Raw genomic sequence first — 14,674 nt, 5'->3', positions numbered from 1 at the left:
GCGGACCCGAACACTGCGTGCCTAGGACCGTCCGCGCCGCCGGGCCAACTCCGCTTCCCTGCCGTCGAGATACGGCCCGAGGCCGGGCACCGTCGCCAACCGCAGCTCGCTCAAGGGGAAGCGGTGCCCGACGGCCGTCACCGTGACGGTGTCCAGCACCACACGCGCGGCCCACCACGTCCCCTCGGTCAGCACCTCCGCCACCAGCGCGGCGCCGTCCACGACCAGGTCCGCGCGCGCCGTACGGCCGGCCACCTGCTGCCCCGACGCGTCCGGCGTCGGCGACGCACCCGCGTCGAAGGCCGGATATCCGTCCCGCTCCAACCGCAGCGACTCCGCCAGGCCGACCGGCTCCGCGTCGTTCACGGCGCTGGTCACCCACACCGCTGGCGCCGCGTCGAGCCGCCCGTGCAGCAGTGTGATCCGCTGCCACCGCTCGTCCACCCGGTGGCCCTCCGCGAGCCACGCGGGCTCCGGCGCCGCCCCGACCGCACCGAGCACCCGAAACGGCATCGCCTCCCGCAGCGCGGCCACCCGCCGTGCCAGCTCGGCCACCTGCCGCCGCACCTCGTCCCCCGCCCCGTACCGCATACCCCGGCCTCCCCCGGTCCGTATTCGTCTGCACCATTGTCGCGTGGTCCGTCAACGGGGCAGGCGAACGGAACCCGGACAGGGCGGGCCGGGCATGACCGAGCGGCGGTCATGTACTAGAGTTATCTCGACATCGAGATATCTGCCGAGGCGTACGACGACCGCACCGCGAGGTAAGGGTTACCTAACCAGATCCCTACCTTAGCGGATCGACATGGAGGCATGTCGCGCGCTCGCGGTGGTACGCGCGCAATGACGCAAGAAAACGCATGGAGGAGACTGTCGTGTCGGCGAACAGCTTCGACGCCCGCAGCACGTTGCGGGTGGGCGACGAGTCGTACGAGATCTTCCGGCTGGACAAGGTGGAGGGCTCCGCCCGCCTGCCGTACAGCCTGAAGGTGCTGCTGGAGAACCTGCTGCGCACCGAGGACGGCGCGAACATCACCGCCGACCACATCCGGGCGCTGGGCGGATGGGACTCGCAGGCCCAGCCCAGCCAGGAGATCCAGTTCACGCCGGCCCGCGTGATCATGCAGGACTTCACCGGCGTGCCCTGCGTGGTGGACCTGGCCACGATGCGCGAGGCCGTCAAGGAGCTGGGCGGCGACGCGGCGCAGATCAACCCGCTGGCCCCCGCCGAGCTGGTCATCGACCACTCGGTGATCGCCGACCGCTTCGGCACCCCGGACTCCTTCGCGCAGAACGTGGAGCTGGAGTACGGCCGCAACAAGGAGCGCTACCAGTTCCTGCGCTGGGGCCAGACCGCGTTCGACGAGTTCAAGGTCGTCCCGCCCGGCACCGGCATCGTCCACCAGGTGAACATCGAGCACCTGGCCCGTACCGTCATGGTCCGCGGCGGCCAGGCGTACCCGGACACCCTCGTCGGCACCGACTCGCACACCACCATGGTCAACGGCCTGGGCGTGCTCGGCTGGGGCGTCGGCGGCATCGAGGCCGAGGCCGCGATGCTCGGCCAGCCGGTGTCCATGCTGATCCCGCGGGTCGTCGGCTTCAAGCTGACCGGCGAGCTGCCCACCGGCACCACCGCCACCGACCTGGTGCTGACCATCACCGAGATGCTGCGCAAGCACGGCGTCGTCGGCAAGTTCGTGGAGTTCTACGGCGAGGGCGTCGGCGCCACGTCGCTGGCCAACCGCGCCACCATCGGCAACATGTCGCCGGAGTTCGGCTCCACCGCCGCGATCTTCCCGATCGACGACGAGACGCTGAAGTACCTGCGGCTGACCGGCCGCGACGCCCAGCAGGTCGCGCTGGTCGAGGCGTACGCCAAGGAGCAGGGCCTGTGGCTTGACCCGGCCGCCGAGCCGGACTTCTCCGAGAAGCTGGAGCTGGACCTCGCCACGGTCGTCCCGTCGATCGCCGGCCCCAAGCGCCCGCAGGACCGCATCGTGCTGGCGAACGCCGCCCAGCAGTTCGCCCGTGACGTGCGCAATTACGTGACCGACGACGAGGAGGCGGGCAAGGAGTCCTTCCCGGCCTCCGACTCCCCGGCCGCCCACAACGGCGTCCCGAGCAAGCCGACCCTGGTCACGGCCCCGGACGGATCGACGTACGAGATCGACCACGGCGCCGTCACCGTCGCCGCGATCACCTCCTGCACCAACACCTCGAACCCGTACGTGATGGTCGCCGCGGCGCTGGTCGCGAAGAAGGCCGTCGAGCGCGGCCTGACCCGCAAGCCGTGGGTCAAGACCACGCTGGCCCCCGGCTCCAAGGTCGTCACCGACTACTTCGACAAGGCCGGCCTCACGCCGTACCTGGACAAGCTCGGCTTCAACCTGGTCGGCTACGGCTGCACCACCTGCATCGGCAACTCGGGCCCGCTGCCCGAGGAGGTCTCCAAGGCGGTCAACGACGCGGACCTCGCGGTCGCCGCGGTGCTCTCCGGCAACCGCAACTTCGAGGGCCGGATCAACCCCGACGTCAAGATGAACTACCTGGCGTCGCCGCCGCTGGTCGTCGCGTACTCCATCGCGGGCTCGATGAAGGTCAACATCACCGAGGACGCGCTGGGCACCGACACCGACGGCAAGCCGGTCTACCTCCAGGACATCTGGCCCACCGAGGCCGAGGTCAACGACGTGGTGGCCAACGCCATCGGCCAGGACATGTTCAGCCAGTCCTACCAGGACGTCTTCGCGGGCGACGCGCAGTGGCAGGCGCTGCCGATCCCGACCGGTGACACCTTCGAGTGGGACGCGGAGTCCACCTACGTCCGCAAGCCCCCGTACTTCGAGGGCATGGAGATGGAGCCGGCCCCGGTCACCGACATCACCGGCGCCCGGGTGCTGGCCAAGCTCGGCGACTCGGTCACCACCGACCACATCTCGCCGGCCGGCGCCATCAAGGCCGACACCCCGGCCGGCCAGTACCTCACCGAGCACGGTGTGGGCCGTCGCGACTTCAACAGCTACGGCTCGCGCCGCGGCAACCACGAGGTCATGATCCGCGGCACCTTCGCCAACATCCGGCTGCGCAACCAGATCGCACCGGGCACCGAGGGCGGCTACACCCGCGACTTCACGGAGGGCACCACCCCCGCCGAGGCTCCCGTCGCGTTCATCTACGACGCCTCGCGCAACTACATCGAGCAGGGCGTCCCGCTGGTGGTCCTCGCGGGCAAGGAGTACGGCTCCGGCTCGTCGCGCGACTGGGCGGCCAAGGGCACCGCGCTGCTCGGCGTCAAGGCGGTCGTCGCGGAGTCCTACGAGCGCATCCACCGCTCGAACCTGATCGGCATGGGCGTGCTGCCGCTGCAGTACCCCGAGGGCGCCTCGGCGGCCTCCCTCGGCCTCACCGGCGAGGAGACCTTCTCCATCACCGGGGTGACCGAGCTGAACGACGGCAGCACCCCGCGCACGGTGAAGGTCAGCACCGACACCGGCGTGGAATTCGACGCGGTCGTCCGGATCGACACGCCCGGAGAGGCGGACTACTACCGCAACGGCGGCATCATGCAGTACGTGCTGAGGTCGCTGATTCGCAAGTAACGATCAAGTGACGTTCCGCTACGGCGGATACGTTTCGGGAAACCACGGACGGGCCGCACTCCCTCGCGGGGAGTGCGGCCCGTCCCGTTATGTCCGGACCTCGCGGCAGGTCGGCGTTCACTACTTGAACACACCTGGATGACGGTCGCGTTGACTAGTGAATACAAGCCACGGCGCTCTCATGAGCGGTCAAACGTCCCACGTTTCGCGGAGGTCTCAACTCGGGAAAGCTTGCCGTCCAAATCCCCATTCGATCTTGCCCTGCCGGACGCAAGTGGACTATACCTGTCGGCGTCCAAGGAACCCGCTCACAGCGGGGCGGGGCGGGGGGGAACGTCGGGCAGAAACACCCGGCGGCCTACGGTGACGTACCCCTCCTCGATGGATGCACGGCATCACTCAAGCTTCAACTGTTCGCGGTCGTCGGCGGATTCCGCTGCACCGCATGAGTCCTGATGAGAGCGAGGACTTGAGCATGGGATCCGAAATGAACCGCCGGGATCTGGTCAAGCGTTCCGCGGCGCTGGGCCTGGTGGCCATTCCGTCCGCCGGTCTGCTGAGCGCCTGCGCGTCCAGCGGCGGCGACGACAGCAGCAGCGACAAGCCCACCAAGAGCGCGTCCGCCGCCTCGAAGGACAACCCCTTCGGCGTGAACGACTCGGCCCCGCTGGACATCATGGTGTTCGACGGCGGTTACGGTCACGACTACGCCACTGCCCTCGGCAAGCTGTACGAGACCAAGCACAGCGGCTCCAAGGCGAGCGTGGCCTGGACCCAGGACATCACCGGCAAGCTCCAGCCCCGCTTCAACGGCGGCACCCCGCCGGACGTCATCGACGACTCGGGCGCCCAGCAGATCAAGCTGGACGTGCTGCAGAAGTCGGACCAGCTCAGCGACCTGACCGCGCTGCTGGACGCGCCGTACATCGACGACCCGACGAAGAAGATCCGCGACGTGCTGCAGCCCGGCACGATCGAGGTCGGCAACATCGGCGGCAAGTTCGTCACCCTGCAGTACATCTACACGGTGTGGGGTCTGTGGTACTCCGGCAAGCTCTTCAAGGAGCACGGCTGGACCGAGCCGAAGACCTGGAAGGACTTCATCTCGCTGTCCGGCGAGATCAAGAAGGCCGGCATCGCGCCCTTCGCCCACCAGGGCAAGTACCCGTACTACATCAACGTCGCCATCATGGACCTGATCGCCAAGAACGGCGGTCTGGACCTGGCCAAGCGGATCGACACCTTCGACCCGACCGCGTGGGACGACCCGGCCGTCAAGAACGGCATCGAGGCGATCTACGAGATCGTCGACAAGGGCTACCTGCTCCCCGGCACCAATGGTCTGACCCACATCGAGTCGCAGACCAAGTGGAACCAGTACAAGGCCGCGTTCATCCCCTGTGGCTCCTGGCTGGAGAACGAGCAGATGAAGGCCACCCCGGCGGACTTCGACATGAAGTTCATGCCGATGCCCTCGCTGGACGGCGACAAGCTCCCCTTCGACGCCATCCGCGCCGGTGCCGGTGAGCCCTTCATCGTGCCGAAGAAGGCCAAGAACCCGGCCGGCGGCATGGAGTTCCTGCGCATGATGCTGACGAAGGAGGCGTCCGGCAAGTTCGCCTCGGCCGCCAACTCGCTCACCGTCCTGAAGGACGGTGTCGGCTCCGACGTGCAGCTGCGTCCGGGTACCGCGTCGACCGTGACCGCGCTGTCCGCGGCCGGCTCGAACACGTTCAACTACAACTACCCGAACACCAACAGCGAGTTCGACGTCGCCCTGCAGAACCTCAGCGCCGAGCTGATGGCCAAGCGCCTCACCCCGGCGCAGTGGATCACGAAGGCCAAGGCGCTCGCGGTCAAGGCGAAGAAGGCCTGACCTCAGCGACTTCGCGCGGTGCGGGGGCCGGATCCGTCCGGTCCCCGCACCGCCATAGCCCTTCGATCAGGAGCAGGGATCCATGCAGCATCGCAAATACCCCTTCATTGTGGGGTTCCTCATCGTTCCGCTCGTCCTCTACATCACGTTCGTGATCTGGCCGTACCTGCAGACGTTCGGCTACTCGCTCACGAACTGGACGGGTGAGTCCCAGAACTTCAAGTTCATCGGCCTGGACAACTACACGGCCCTGTTCCACGACTCCGTCTTCAGGACCGCGTTGTGGCACAACATCCTGCTCCTGATCTTCCTGCCGGTGATCACGATTCTGCTGGCGCTGTTCTTCGCCTTCATGGTGAACGTGGGCGGCCGCAGTACGGCGGGCGGCGTCCAGGGTGTGCGCGGTGCGGGAATCTACAAGGTCGTCTACTTCTTCCCGCAGGTGCTGTCGGTCGCGATCCTGATCGTGCTGTTCGGCGCGGTCTACCGCAGCGACTCGGCCGGTCTGCTCAACGGCATCCTGGTCAAGCTGCACCTGGAGGACGCCAACAACCCCATCGAGTGGCTGAACGACCCCAACCTGGTGCTGTGGTGCCTGCTGGCGATCCAGGTCTGGGCGGGCGTCGGCTTCTACCTGGTGCTGTTCTCGGCGGCCATGCAGTCCATCCCCAAGGACATCTACGAGGCCGCGCTGCTGGACGGCGCGGGCCGCGGGCAGACCTTCTTCAAGGTCACCCTGCCGCTGCTGTGGGACAGCGTGCAGACCTCGTGGGTCTACATCTCGATCTTCGCGATGGACTTCTTCGCGCTGGTCTCCGGCCTGACCCCGGGAACCGGCTACGGCGGTGGTCCCGACCACCACAGCGAGGTCATGGCGACCTACCTGATGCGCAACTTCCTGTCCTTCGGCAAGAGCGGTTACGCCTGTGCACAGGGCGTGATCATCATGCTGGTGACCTTGATCGTTTCCGCCGTCACGCTGCGGGTCTCCCGGCGTGACCGCATCGAGTTCTGAGCGGGGAAGCACCATGACCTCACCCATCACCGAGGCACAGTCCGGTGGACTGCTGGGCCAGGTACCCGCTCAGGGCGGACCCGGCAGCAAGCGCAGGAGCCCGGAGGAGGCGGGCGACGGCGCCGGCGGCCGGGTGCTCAATGTCTTCTCGCACGGATTCCTGGCGATCTGGGCGATCATGATCGTCGTACCGCTGCTGTGGATCATCCTCGGCGCGTTCAAGAACAATGCCGAGATCGGCTCCAGCGCGTGGTCCTGGCCCTCCCACTGGAGCTTCGGCGCCTTCAGCCGCGCCTGGGACAAGGGCATCGGCGACTTCTTCCTGAACACCGTGATCGTCATGGTGTTCTCGGTGCCGCTGACCATGCTCTTCGGCTCGATGGTCGCCTACGTGCTGGCCAGGTACGAGTTCCCCGGCAACAGGTTCATCTACTACCTGTTCGTCGGCGGCGCGATGTTCCCGTACTTCCTGGCGCTGGTCCCGCTGTTCTTCATGGTGAAGAACCTCGGCATGCTGAACACGTACCAGGGTCTGATCCTGGTGTACGTCGCCTACTCGCTGCCGTTCACCACGTTCTTCATGCACTCGTTCTTCAAGACGCTGCCGACCGCCATCCATGAGGCGGCGGTGCTCGACGGGGCCTCGCACACCAGGACCTTCTTCCAGGTCATGATGCCGATGGCCAAGCCGGGCCTGCTGAGCGTCGGCATCTTCAACGTGCTCGGCCAGTGGAACCAGTACATCCTGCCGGTGACGCTGATGCAGCAGCAGTCGAGTACTGACAAGGACCACTCCATGCTGGCCCAGGGCCTGGTGAACCTCGCCCTGTCGCAGGGGTACTCGGGCGACTACCCGGCGCTGTTCGCCGGCATGGTGATCGCGATGCTGCCCGTGCTGGTGGTCTACCTCTCCTTCCAGCGCCAGGTCCAGGCCGGTCTGACGGCGGGCACCCTGAAGTAACCGGACCCGGCCGGTCGGCCGTCAACGGCTCGGAGCGGCTCCGCCACGGCGCGGAGCCGCTCCTCGGCGTTCCCGACCGATTCCCATAACGGTGTGGCTCTCCCCCTTGACGGGACATCACCCCAAACACTCAACTTAGAGTTCACATGTTGTAGACGACGGGGTCTCACCGGTGTGGCAGTAACGGCATCGGCACGGGTCCCCGTCCGTGCGGGCAGTCGGGACGCTCCGGCTGCCGGGCAGGAGTGGATGTCGTGGTCGAGACTCCGGGATCGCAGTCGTCGCTGCACCGGGCCAACCTGGAACGCGTCGTGCGTGCCGTACGGCTGGCCGGGTCACTCACCCAGGCGGAGATCGCGCGCAGCACCGGCCTGTCGGCCGCGACGGTCTCCAACATCGTGCGCGAACTGCGGGACAACGGCACGGTGCAGGTGACGTCGACCTCCTCGGGCGGTCGGCGGGCCCGCAGCGTGGCGCTGTCCGGCGACGCCGGAATCGTCGTAGGAGTCGATTTCGGCCATTCGCACCTGCGGGTGGCGGTCGGCAACCTGGCCCACCAGGTGCTCGCCGAGCAGTCCGAGCCGATCGACGTGGACGCCTCCGCCTCGCAGGGCTTCGACCGGGCCGAGCAACTGGTGGCACGCCTGGTGGAGTCCACCGGCATCCACCCCGACAAGGTGCTCGGGGTCGGCCTCGGTGTGCCGGGACCGATCGACGTGGAGTCCGGCGCGCTGGGCTCGACCGCGATCCTGCCCGGCTGGAGCGGTATCAACCCGCGCCAGGAGCTGTCCGACCGGCTCGGCGTGCCGGTCCAGGTGGACAACGACGCGAATCTGGGAGCGCTGGGCGAACTGGTCTGGGGCGGCGGGCGCGGGGTGAAGGACCTGGCGTACATCAAGGTCGCCAGCGGAGTCGGCGCCGGCCTGGTGATAGACGGCCGGATCTACCGCGGACCCGGTGGCACGGCGGGTGAAATCGGCCACATCACGCTCGACGAGTCCGGTCCGGTCTGCCGCTGCGGCAACCGCGGCTGCCTGGAGACCTTCACCGCGGCGCGCTATGTGCTCGAACTGCTGCGCGGTAGTCACGGGGACGGCCTAACGGTCCCGAAGATGGTTCAGCTGGCCCGTGAGGGGGACCCCGGGTGCCGTCGGGTGATCGGCGACGTGGGCCGTCACATAGGCATGGGCGTGGCCAGTCTCTGCAACCTCTTGAACCCCAGCAGGGTCGTCCTGGGCGGGGATCTGGCCGAGGCGGGGGAGCTGGTGCTCGGCCCGATAAGGGAGTCCGTGTCGCGGTACGCGATCCCCAGCGCCGCCCAGCGGCTGTCCGTCGTCCCCGGTTCCCTGGGGGCCCGGGCGGAGGTTTTGGGGGCACTTGCCCTGGTGCTGAGTGAGATGGGCGATTCTACACTGTTGGATGGTAATACTCCGGTTGATACACCCGCCTTTTCGGCATAACTGAGCGTTCACACAGCTAACGAAACGGGTCGTTGCCATCTCGTTAAGTGTTTACTTCTTGACGACACGGCGTCAGCCGGAGTTGACTCACGACCACCTCGGCCGCGGTGTTGCGGCCCTGTCAGGGAGGCAACCTCACATGAACGCAATGACGCGTCGAATCGCCGTCGGGACGGTCGCTGTTTCGATCGCGCTCACGATGGCCGCGTGTGGCAAGGCGGGCGACGACAAGAAGTCCGACAGCAGCAGCTCCAGCAGCAGCGCGGGCGGCAAGACCATCGGTCTGCTGCTCCCGGAGAACGCCACCACCCGGTACGAGAAGTTCGACAAGCCCCTGATCGAGGCGAAGATCAAGGAGCTGTGCTCCGACTGCACCGTCGACTACGCGAACGCCGCCGGCGACCCGCAGAAGCAGACGCAGCAGGTCAGCAGCATGATCGCCAAGGGCGTCAAGGTGCTGATCCTGGATGCGCAGGACTCGGTGGGCATCAAGTCCTCGGTCCAGGCCGCGGTCGACAAGGGCATCAAGGTCGTCGCGTACGACCGCCTCGCGCAGGGCCCCGTCTCCGCCTACGTCTCCTACGACAACGAGAAGATCGGCGAGCTGCAGGGCCAGGCGCTGCTCGACGCCATGGGCGCCGACGCCAAGCCCACCTCGAAGATCGTCATGATCGACGGTGACCCGGCCGACCCGAACGCGGCGGACTTCAAGAAGGGCGCCCACAAGATCCTCGACGGCAAGGTGAACATCGCCTACGAGCAGTCGGGTCTGTGGAAGGACACCGTCGCCAACCAGAAGGTCACCGCGGCGATCACCTCCCTCGGCGCGAAGAACATCAAGGGCGTCTACTCCGCCAACGACGGCATGGCCGGCGGTATCGCCACCGCCCTCAAGGGCGCCGGCATCAACCCGCCGCTGACCGGCCAGGACGCCGAGCTCCCCGGCATCCAGCGGATCCTCGCGGGCACCCAGGCCGCCACGATCTACAAGGCGTACGCGCCCGAGGCCGAGGCCACCGCCGAGATCGCCGTCGACCTGCTGACCGGCAAGGACTTCAAGTCCATCGCCGACACGACCGCCACCAGCGGCTCCGGCCAGACCGTCCCGGCCCACCTGATCGGCGCCACCGCCGTGACCAAGGCCAACATCAAGGACACGGTCATCAAGGACAAGCTGTACACGGTCGACCAGATCTGCACCGCCGAGTTCGCCGCAGCGTGCAAGGCGGCCGGCATCCAGTAACACCCAGGGCTTCGGCCCGACCCCGTAAGAGCCTGTCCGGTGCCCCGCCCCCACCATTCCACCCCGCTGCCGGGGCGGGGCACCGGACGGAAACGCTTGCGGGGTAGAGCGATCGGGGAAGGGGTATGACCCGTTCCCCGTTGACTTTGTAATCCTGTGCTTTATTGCACGTCCCCCGCGGGCTGTCCCACCAGCCCGCGGCATCCCCGCCGGTCAGGCGGCGAAGGAGATGGTTCACGTGTCCGCTACGCCCGTGCTGGCGTTGCGCGGAGTCTCCAAGCGATTCGGTGCGGTCCAGGCCCTCACCGATGTCGATCTGGAGGTCCACGCCGGAGAGGTTGTCGCCCTGGTGGGTGACAACGGTGCCGGTAAGTCCACACTGGTCAAGACGATCGCCGGTGTGCACCCCATCGACGAAGGCGTCATCGAGTGGGAGGGCAAGGCGGTCAACATCAACCGGCCGCAGGACGCCCAGGCCCTCGGTATCGCCACCACGTACCAGGACCTCGCACTCTGCGACAACCTGGACGTCGTCGGCAATCTCTACCTCGGACGGGAGATCCTGCGCGTCGGGGTCCTCGACGAGGTCACGATGGAAAAGCGCGCGCGTGAGCTGCTGAACACGCTGTCCATCCGGATCCCCAGCGTGCGGATCCCGATCGCGAGTCTCTCCGGTGGTCAGCGCCAGGTCGTGGCCATCGCCCGCGCACTGATCGGTGAGCCGAAGGTCGTCATCCTCGACGAACCGACCGCCGCCCTCGGTGTCGAGCAGACCGCGCAGGTCCTCGACCTGGTCGAGCGGCTGCGCGAGCGCGGCCTCGGCGTCATTCTGATCAGCCACAACATGGCCGACGTCACGGCGGTCGCCGACACCGTGCACGTCCTGCGACTCGGCAGGAACAACGGTTCCTTCCCGGTCAAGGGCACCACGAACGAACAGATCGTCGCCGCCATCACCGGTGCCACGGACAACGCCGTGACCCGTCGGCAGGCGCGCAATGTGGAGGCGGCGAAGTGAGCGACAAGACCACCCTTTCGAAGGCCGACGACGAGCCTCCGGTGGACGAGATGGCGCCCGCCGCGGTCGAGGTCGTCGACCCGCGGCTGCTCATCCGTGAAGAGGGCCTCAAGGGTTACCTCACGGAGTTCAAGCGCAAGCTCAAGGGCGGTGAACTGGGCTCGCTGCCCGTCATCGTCGGTCTGATCATCATCTGGACCGTGTTCCAGATCAAGGACAGCCTGTTCCTCAGCTCGACCAACATGGTCAACATCAGCTTCTTCCTGGCCGCGACGGGCATGATCGCCCTCGGCCTGGTCTTCGTGCTGCTGTTGGGCGAGATCGACCTGTCGGTGGCGTCGGTCAGCGGTCTGTCCGCGTCGATCTTCGCGATCTTCTCCACCACGCACGGCATGAACGTGTGGCTGGCGCTGATCCTCACGATCCTCACCGGTGTCGGTATCGGCGCGATCCACGGCTTCTTCTTCGCCAAGATCGGCGTCCCGGCGTTCGTCGTCACCCTGGCCGGCAACCTCGGCTGGAACGGTCTGATGCTGTGGCTGCTCGGCTCGACCGGCAGCCTCTCCATCCAGGACACCGGCCCGATGCACATCCTGGGCCAGCGCTCCTTCTTCATGGACCAGGACATCGCCGGCGCCTACATCCTGGCCACCGTCGGTGTCGCCGCGCTGCTGGTCGGTTCGCTCGTCGAGCAGGCCCGCCGCCGCAAGGCCGGCGTCCCGTTCCGTCCCACCAGCGAGATCGCGCTGCGGGCCATCGCGCTCGCGGTGGTTGCCTACGTCGCCGCGTACGTGCTGAACAAGTCCGCGGGTGTGCCGAACGCGCTGGTGATCTTCCTGGTCGCCCTGGTGATCTGCGACTTCGTCCTGCGCCGCACCACCTTCGGCCGCAAGGTCTTCGCGGTCGGCGGCAGCATCGAGGGCGCCCGCCGTGCCGGTATCAACGTGGCGCTGATCCGGATCGCGGTGTTCGCGATCTCCGGCGGCTTCGCGGCCATCGGCGGTCTGTTCCTGGCCGCCCAGACCTACACCGCCACGCTCGCCGCCGGCAGCGGCAACCTGCTGATGCTGGCCATCGCGGCCGCGGTCATCGGCGGTACCAGCCTCTTCGGCGGTCGCGGCAACGTCTGGTCGGCGCTGCTCGGCATGCTGGTCATCCAGTCCATCCAGACCGGTCTCGACCTGCTCAACATGAACACCTCGATCCAGTACATGATCACCGGCGCCGTTCTGCTCGCCGCCGTGGTCATCGACTCGGTCTCGCGCCGTACGCAGAAGACCTCCGGTCGCGCGTAACAGCTCGTCACCGAAAAACCGGGAACACGCCGCCGCGCGCGGCACCGAAGTACCCCCGAACCGCCGGGCGGACCTGGGAATCCAGGTCCGCCCGGCGGTTTTCGCGCCTCCGGCCGTCGCCACGCCGTGACATTCGTCGCACAGGGCGCCCCACCGCCTGGGAAACAGAAGATTAGACTCGTCGGATCGGCCGCATCGCAGCGATCCGGCCTCGTACCGACAGGCAGCAGAGGGAGGATCGGGTGGCAGTGCTGACCCGTATCAACGGACCGCGCGACCTCGACCGGCTCAGCCAGCAGCAGCTCGTGGAGCTGGCGGCCGAGATCCGCACCTTCCTCGTCGACGCGGTGTCCAAGACCGGCGGGCACCTCGGCCCCAACCTGGGCGTGGTCGAGCTGACCATCGCCCTGCACCGGACCTTCCACTCGCCCGCCGACAGGATCCTCTTCGACACCGGGCACCAGGCGTACGTGCACAAGCTGCTCACCGGGCGCAAGGACTTCGCGAAGCTCAAGAGCAAGGGCGGCCTGTCCGGTTACCCGTCGCGGGCCGAGTCCGAGCACGACGTCATCGAGAACAGCCACGCCTCCACCGTCCTCGGCTGGGCCGACGGCCTGGCCAAGGCCAACGAGGTGCTCGGCCGCACCGACCACGTGGTCGCCGTCATCGGCGACGGCGCCCTGACCGGCGGCATGGCCTGGGAGGCGCTGAACAACATCGCCGCCGCCCAGGACCGCCCGCTCATCATCGTCGTCAACGACAACGAGCGGTCCTACGCGCCGACCATCGGCGGCCTCGCGGACCACCTGGCGACCCTGCGCACCACCGACGGCTACGAGCGCTTCCTGTCCCGCACCAAGGACCTCCTGGAGCGCACCCCGCTGATCGGCCAGCCGCTCTACGAGACGCTGCACGGCGCGAAGAAGGGCCTGAAGGACTTCATCGCCCCGCAGGGCATGTTCGAGGACCTCGGCCTGAAGTACGTCGGCCCGATCGACGGCCACGACGTGGAGGCGCTGGAGTCCGCGCTGCAGCGCGCCAAGCGCTTCGGCGGCCCCGTCATCGTGCACTGCATCACCGAGAAGGGCCGCGGCTACCGCCCGGCCGAGCAGGACGAGGCCGACCGCTTCCACGGCATCGGCCCGATCCACCCCGACACCGGCCTGCCGATCGCCACCGGCGGTGCCGACTGGACCTCGGTGTTCGGCGACGAGATGGTCGCGCTCGGCAAGGAGCGCGAGGACATCGTGGCGATCACCGCCGCCATGCTCCAGCCTGTCGGCCTGGACAAATTCGCCAAGGCGTTCCCCGACCGGGTCTACGACGTCGGCATCGCCGAGCAGCACGCCGCCACCTCGGCGGCCGGCCTGGCCACCGGCGGCCTGCACCCGGTCTTCGCGGTCTACGCGACCTTCCTCAACCGGGCCTTCGACCAGGTCCTGATGGACGTCGCCCTGCACAGGTGCGGCGTCACCTTCGTCCTGGACCGGGCCGGCGTCACCGGCAGCGACGGCGCCTCCCACAACGGCATGTGGGACATGTCGATCCTCCAGGTCGTGCCGGGCCTGCGGATCGCCGCGCCGCGCGACGCCGACCAGGTACGCGCGCAGCTGCGCGAGGCCGTCGCCGTCGAGGACGCGCCGACCGTGGTGCGCTACTCCAAGGGCGCGGTCGGCCCCGCGGTCGCCGCGGTCGGCCGGATCGGCGGCATGGACGTGCTGCGCGAGCCGTCCGAGGGCGAACGCCCCGACGTGCTGCTGGTGTCGGTCGGCGCGCTGGCGCCGATGTGCCTGGAGATCGCCGCGCTGCTGGACGCGCAGGGCATCACCACCACCGTCGTCGACCCGCGCTGGGTCAAGCCGGTGGACGAGGCGCTGCCGGGCCTGGCCGCCAAGCACCGCGTCGTGGTCACCGTCGAGGACAACGGCCGCGTCGGCGGCGTCGGTTCGGCGATCGCGCAGGCGCTGCGCGACGCGGAGGTGGACGTGCCGCTGCGCGACTTCGGCATCCCGCAGCGCTTCCTCGACCACGGCTCCCGCAAGGACGTCATGGCCGACATCGGCCTCACCGCGCCGGCCATCGCCCGCCAGGTGACCGGCCTGGTGGCCACCATCGACGGCCGGTTCGCCGAGGACGCCGACCACGCCTCGGAGATCGCCCGCGACTGACCGCGTCACCGAGTCACGCCCGCGCACGCCCCAGGG

10 protein-coding genes are annotated in these 14,674 nt (G+C 68.0%); 9 read left to right on the top strand and 1 reads right to left on the bottom strand.

Going from position 1 to position 14,674, the window contains the following annotated elements; genetic code table 11:
- Positions 1–21 precede the first annotated feature (21 nt).
- The gene (locus BM076_RS12050) at positions 22–591 is read right to left on the bottom strand and encodes a hypothetical protein (RefSeq protein ID WP_093713465.1); all 570 of its coding nucleotides are present in this window, start codon (positions 589–591) and stop codon (positions 22–24) included.
- A 284-nt stretch (positions 592–875) separates the two neighbouring features.
- Here BM076_RS12050 and acnA point away from each other — a divergent pair, with 284 nt between their 5' ends.
- From acnA to dxs, 9 genes are all read left to right on the top strand, one after another.
- Complete coding sequence (acnA, locus tag BM076_RS12045; protein WP_093713654.1) at positions 876–3,602, top strand: aconitate hydratase AcnA; 2,727 nt, start codon at positions 876–878, stop codon at positions 3,600–3,602.
- 475 nt (positions 3,603–4,077) lie between these two features.
- The gene (ngcE, locus tag BM076_RS12040) at positions 4,078–5,478 is read left to right on the top strand and encodes an N-acetylglucosamine/diacetylchitobiose ABC transporter substrate-binding protein (protein ID WP_093713464.1); all 1,401 of its coding nucleotides are present in this window, start codon (positions 4,078–4,080) and stop codon (positions 5,476–5,478) included.
- Between the two features lie 82 nt (positions 5,479–5,560).
- A complete protein-coding gene (locus BM076_RS12035) occupies positions 5,561–6,493 on the top strand; it encodes a carbohydrate ABC transporter permease (protein WP_093713463.1) in 933 nt (310 codons plus the stop codon).
- 13 nt (positions 6,494–6,506) lie between these two features.
- Positions 6,507–7,454 (top strand): carbohydrate ABC transporter permease, encoded by a 948-nt coding sequence (locus BM076_RS12030; protein ID WP_093713462.1) that lies wholly within the window; start codon positions 6,507–6,509, stop codon positions 7,452–7,454.
- A gap of 245 nt (positions 7,455–7,699) precedes the next feature.
- Positions 7,700–8,914 carry an ROK family transcriptional regulator gene (locus BM076_RS12025; protein WP_093713461.1) on the top strand — a complete coding sequence of 405 codons (1,215 nt, stop codon included), beginning with the start codon at positions 7,700–7,702 and terminating at the stop codon, positions 8,912–8,914.
- A 139-nt stretch (positions 8,915–9,053) separates the two neighbouring features.
- Positions 9,054–10,157 carry a sugar ABC transporter substrate-binding protein gene (locus tag BM076_RS12020; RefSeq protein WP_093713460.1) on the top strand — a complete coding sequence of 368 codons (1,104 nt, stop codon included), beginning with the start codon at positions 9,054–9,056 and terminating at the stop codon, positions 10,155–10,157.
- A gap of 229 nt (positions 10,158–10,386) precedes the next feature.
- Positions 10,387–11,175, top strand: a complete 789-nt coding sequence (locus tag BM076_RS12015; protein WP_093713459.1) for an ATP-binding cassette domain-containing protein — start codon at positions 10,387–10,389, stop codon at positions 11,173–11,175.
- A gap of 50 nt (positions 11,176–11,225) precedes the next feature.
- Positions 11,226–12,470 (top strand): sugar ABC transporter permease, encoded by a 1,245-nt coding sequence (locus BM076_RS12010; protein ID WP_093713653.1) that lies wholly within the window; start codon positions 11,226–11,228, stop codon positions 12,468–12,470.
- A 242-nt stretch (positions 12,471–12,712) separates the two neighbouring features.
- Complete coding sequence (gene dxs / locus BM076_RS12005; RefSeq protein WP_093713458.1) at positions 12,713–14,638, top strand: 1-deoxy-D-xylulose-5-phosphate synthase; 1,926 nt, start codon at positions 12,713–12,715, stop codon at positions 14,636–14,638.
- Positions 14,639–14,674: the final 36 nt, after the last annotated feature.

Origin of the sequence: Actinacidiphila alni (assembly GCF_900112845.1) — a bacterium.
GTDB lineage: Bacteria > Actinomycetota > Actinomycetes > Streptomycetales > Streptomycetaceae > Actinacidiphila > Actinacidiphila alni.
The sequence above is the reverse complement of the archived record's forward strand: the minus strand, read 5'-3'. Positions and strand labels throughout refer to the sequence as shown.

Bases quoted from the DNA above. Each gene is read 5' to 3' on its own strand.
- BM076_RS12010 (WP_093713653.1), top strand. From the start codon at position 11,226: ATGGCGCCCGCCGCGGTCGAGGTCGTCGACCCGCGGCTGCTCATCCGT.
- ngcE (WP_093713464.1), top strand. From the start codon at position 4,078: ATGGGATCCGAAATGAACCGCCGGGATCTGGTCAAGCGTTCCGCGGCG.
- BM076_RS12035 (WP_093713463.1), top strand. From the start codon at position 5,561: ATGCAGCATCGCAAATACCCCTTCATTGTGGGGTTCCTCATCGTTCCG.
- BM076_RS12020 (WP_093713460.1), top strand. From the start codon at position 9,054: ATGAACGCAATGACGCGTCGAATCGCCGTCGGGACGGTCGCTGTTTCG.
- BM076_RS12050 (WP_093713465.1), bottom strand. From the start codon at position 591: ATGCGGTACGGGGCGGGGGACGAGGTGCGGCGGCAGGTGGCCGAGCTG.
- BM076_RS12015 (WP_093713459.1), top strand. From the start codon at position 10,387: ATGGTTCACGTGTCCGCTACGCCCGTGCTGGCGTTGCGCGGAGTCTCC.
- BM076_RS12030 (WP_093713462.1), top strand. From the start codon at position 6,507: ATGACCTCACCCATCACCGAGGCACAGTCCGGTGGACTGCTGGGCCAG.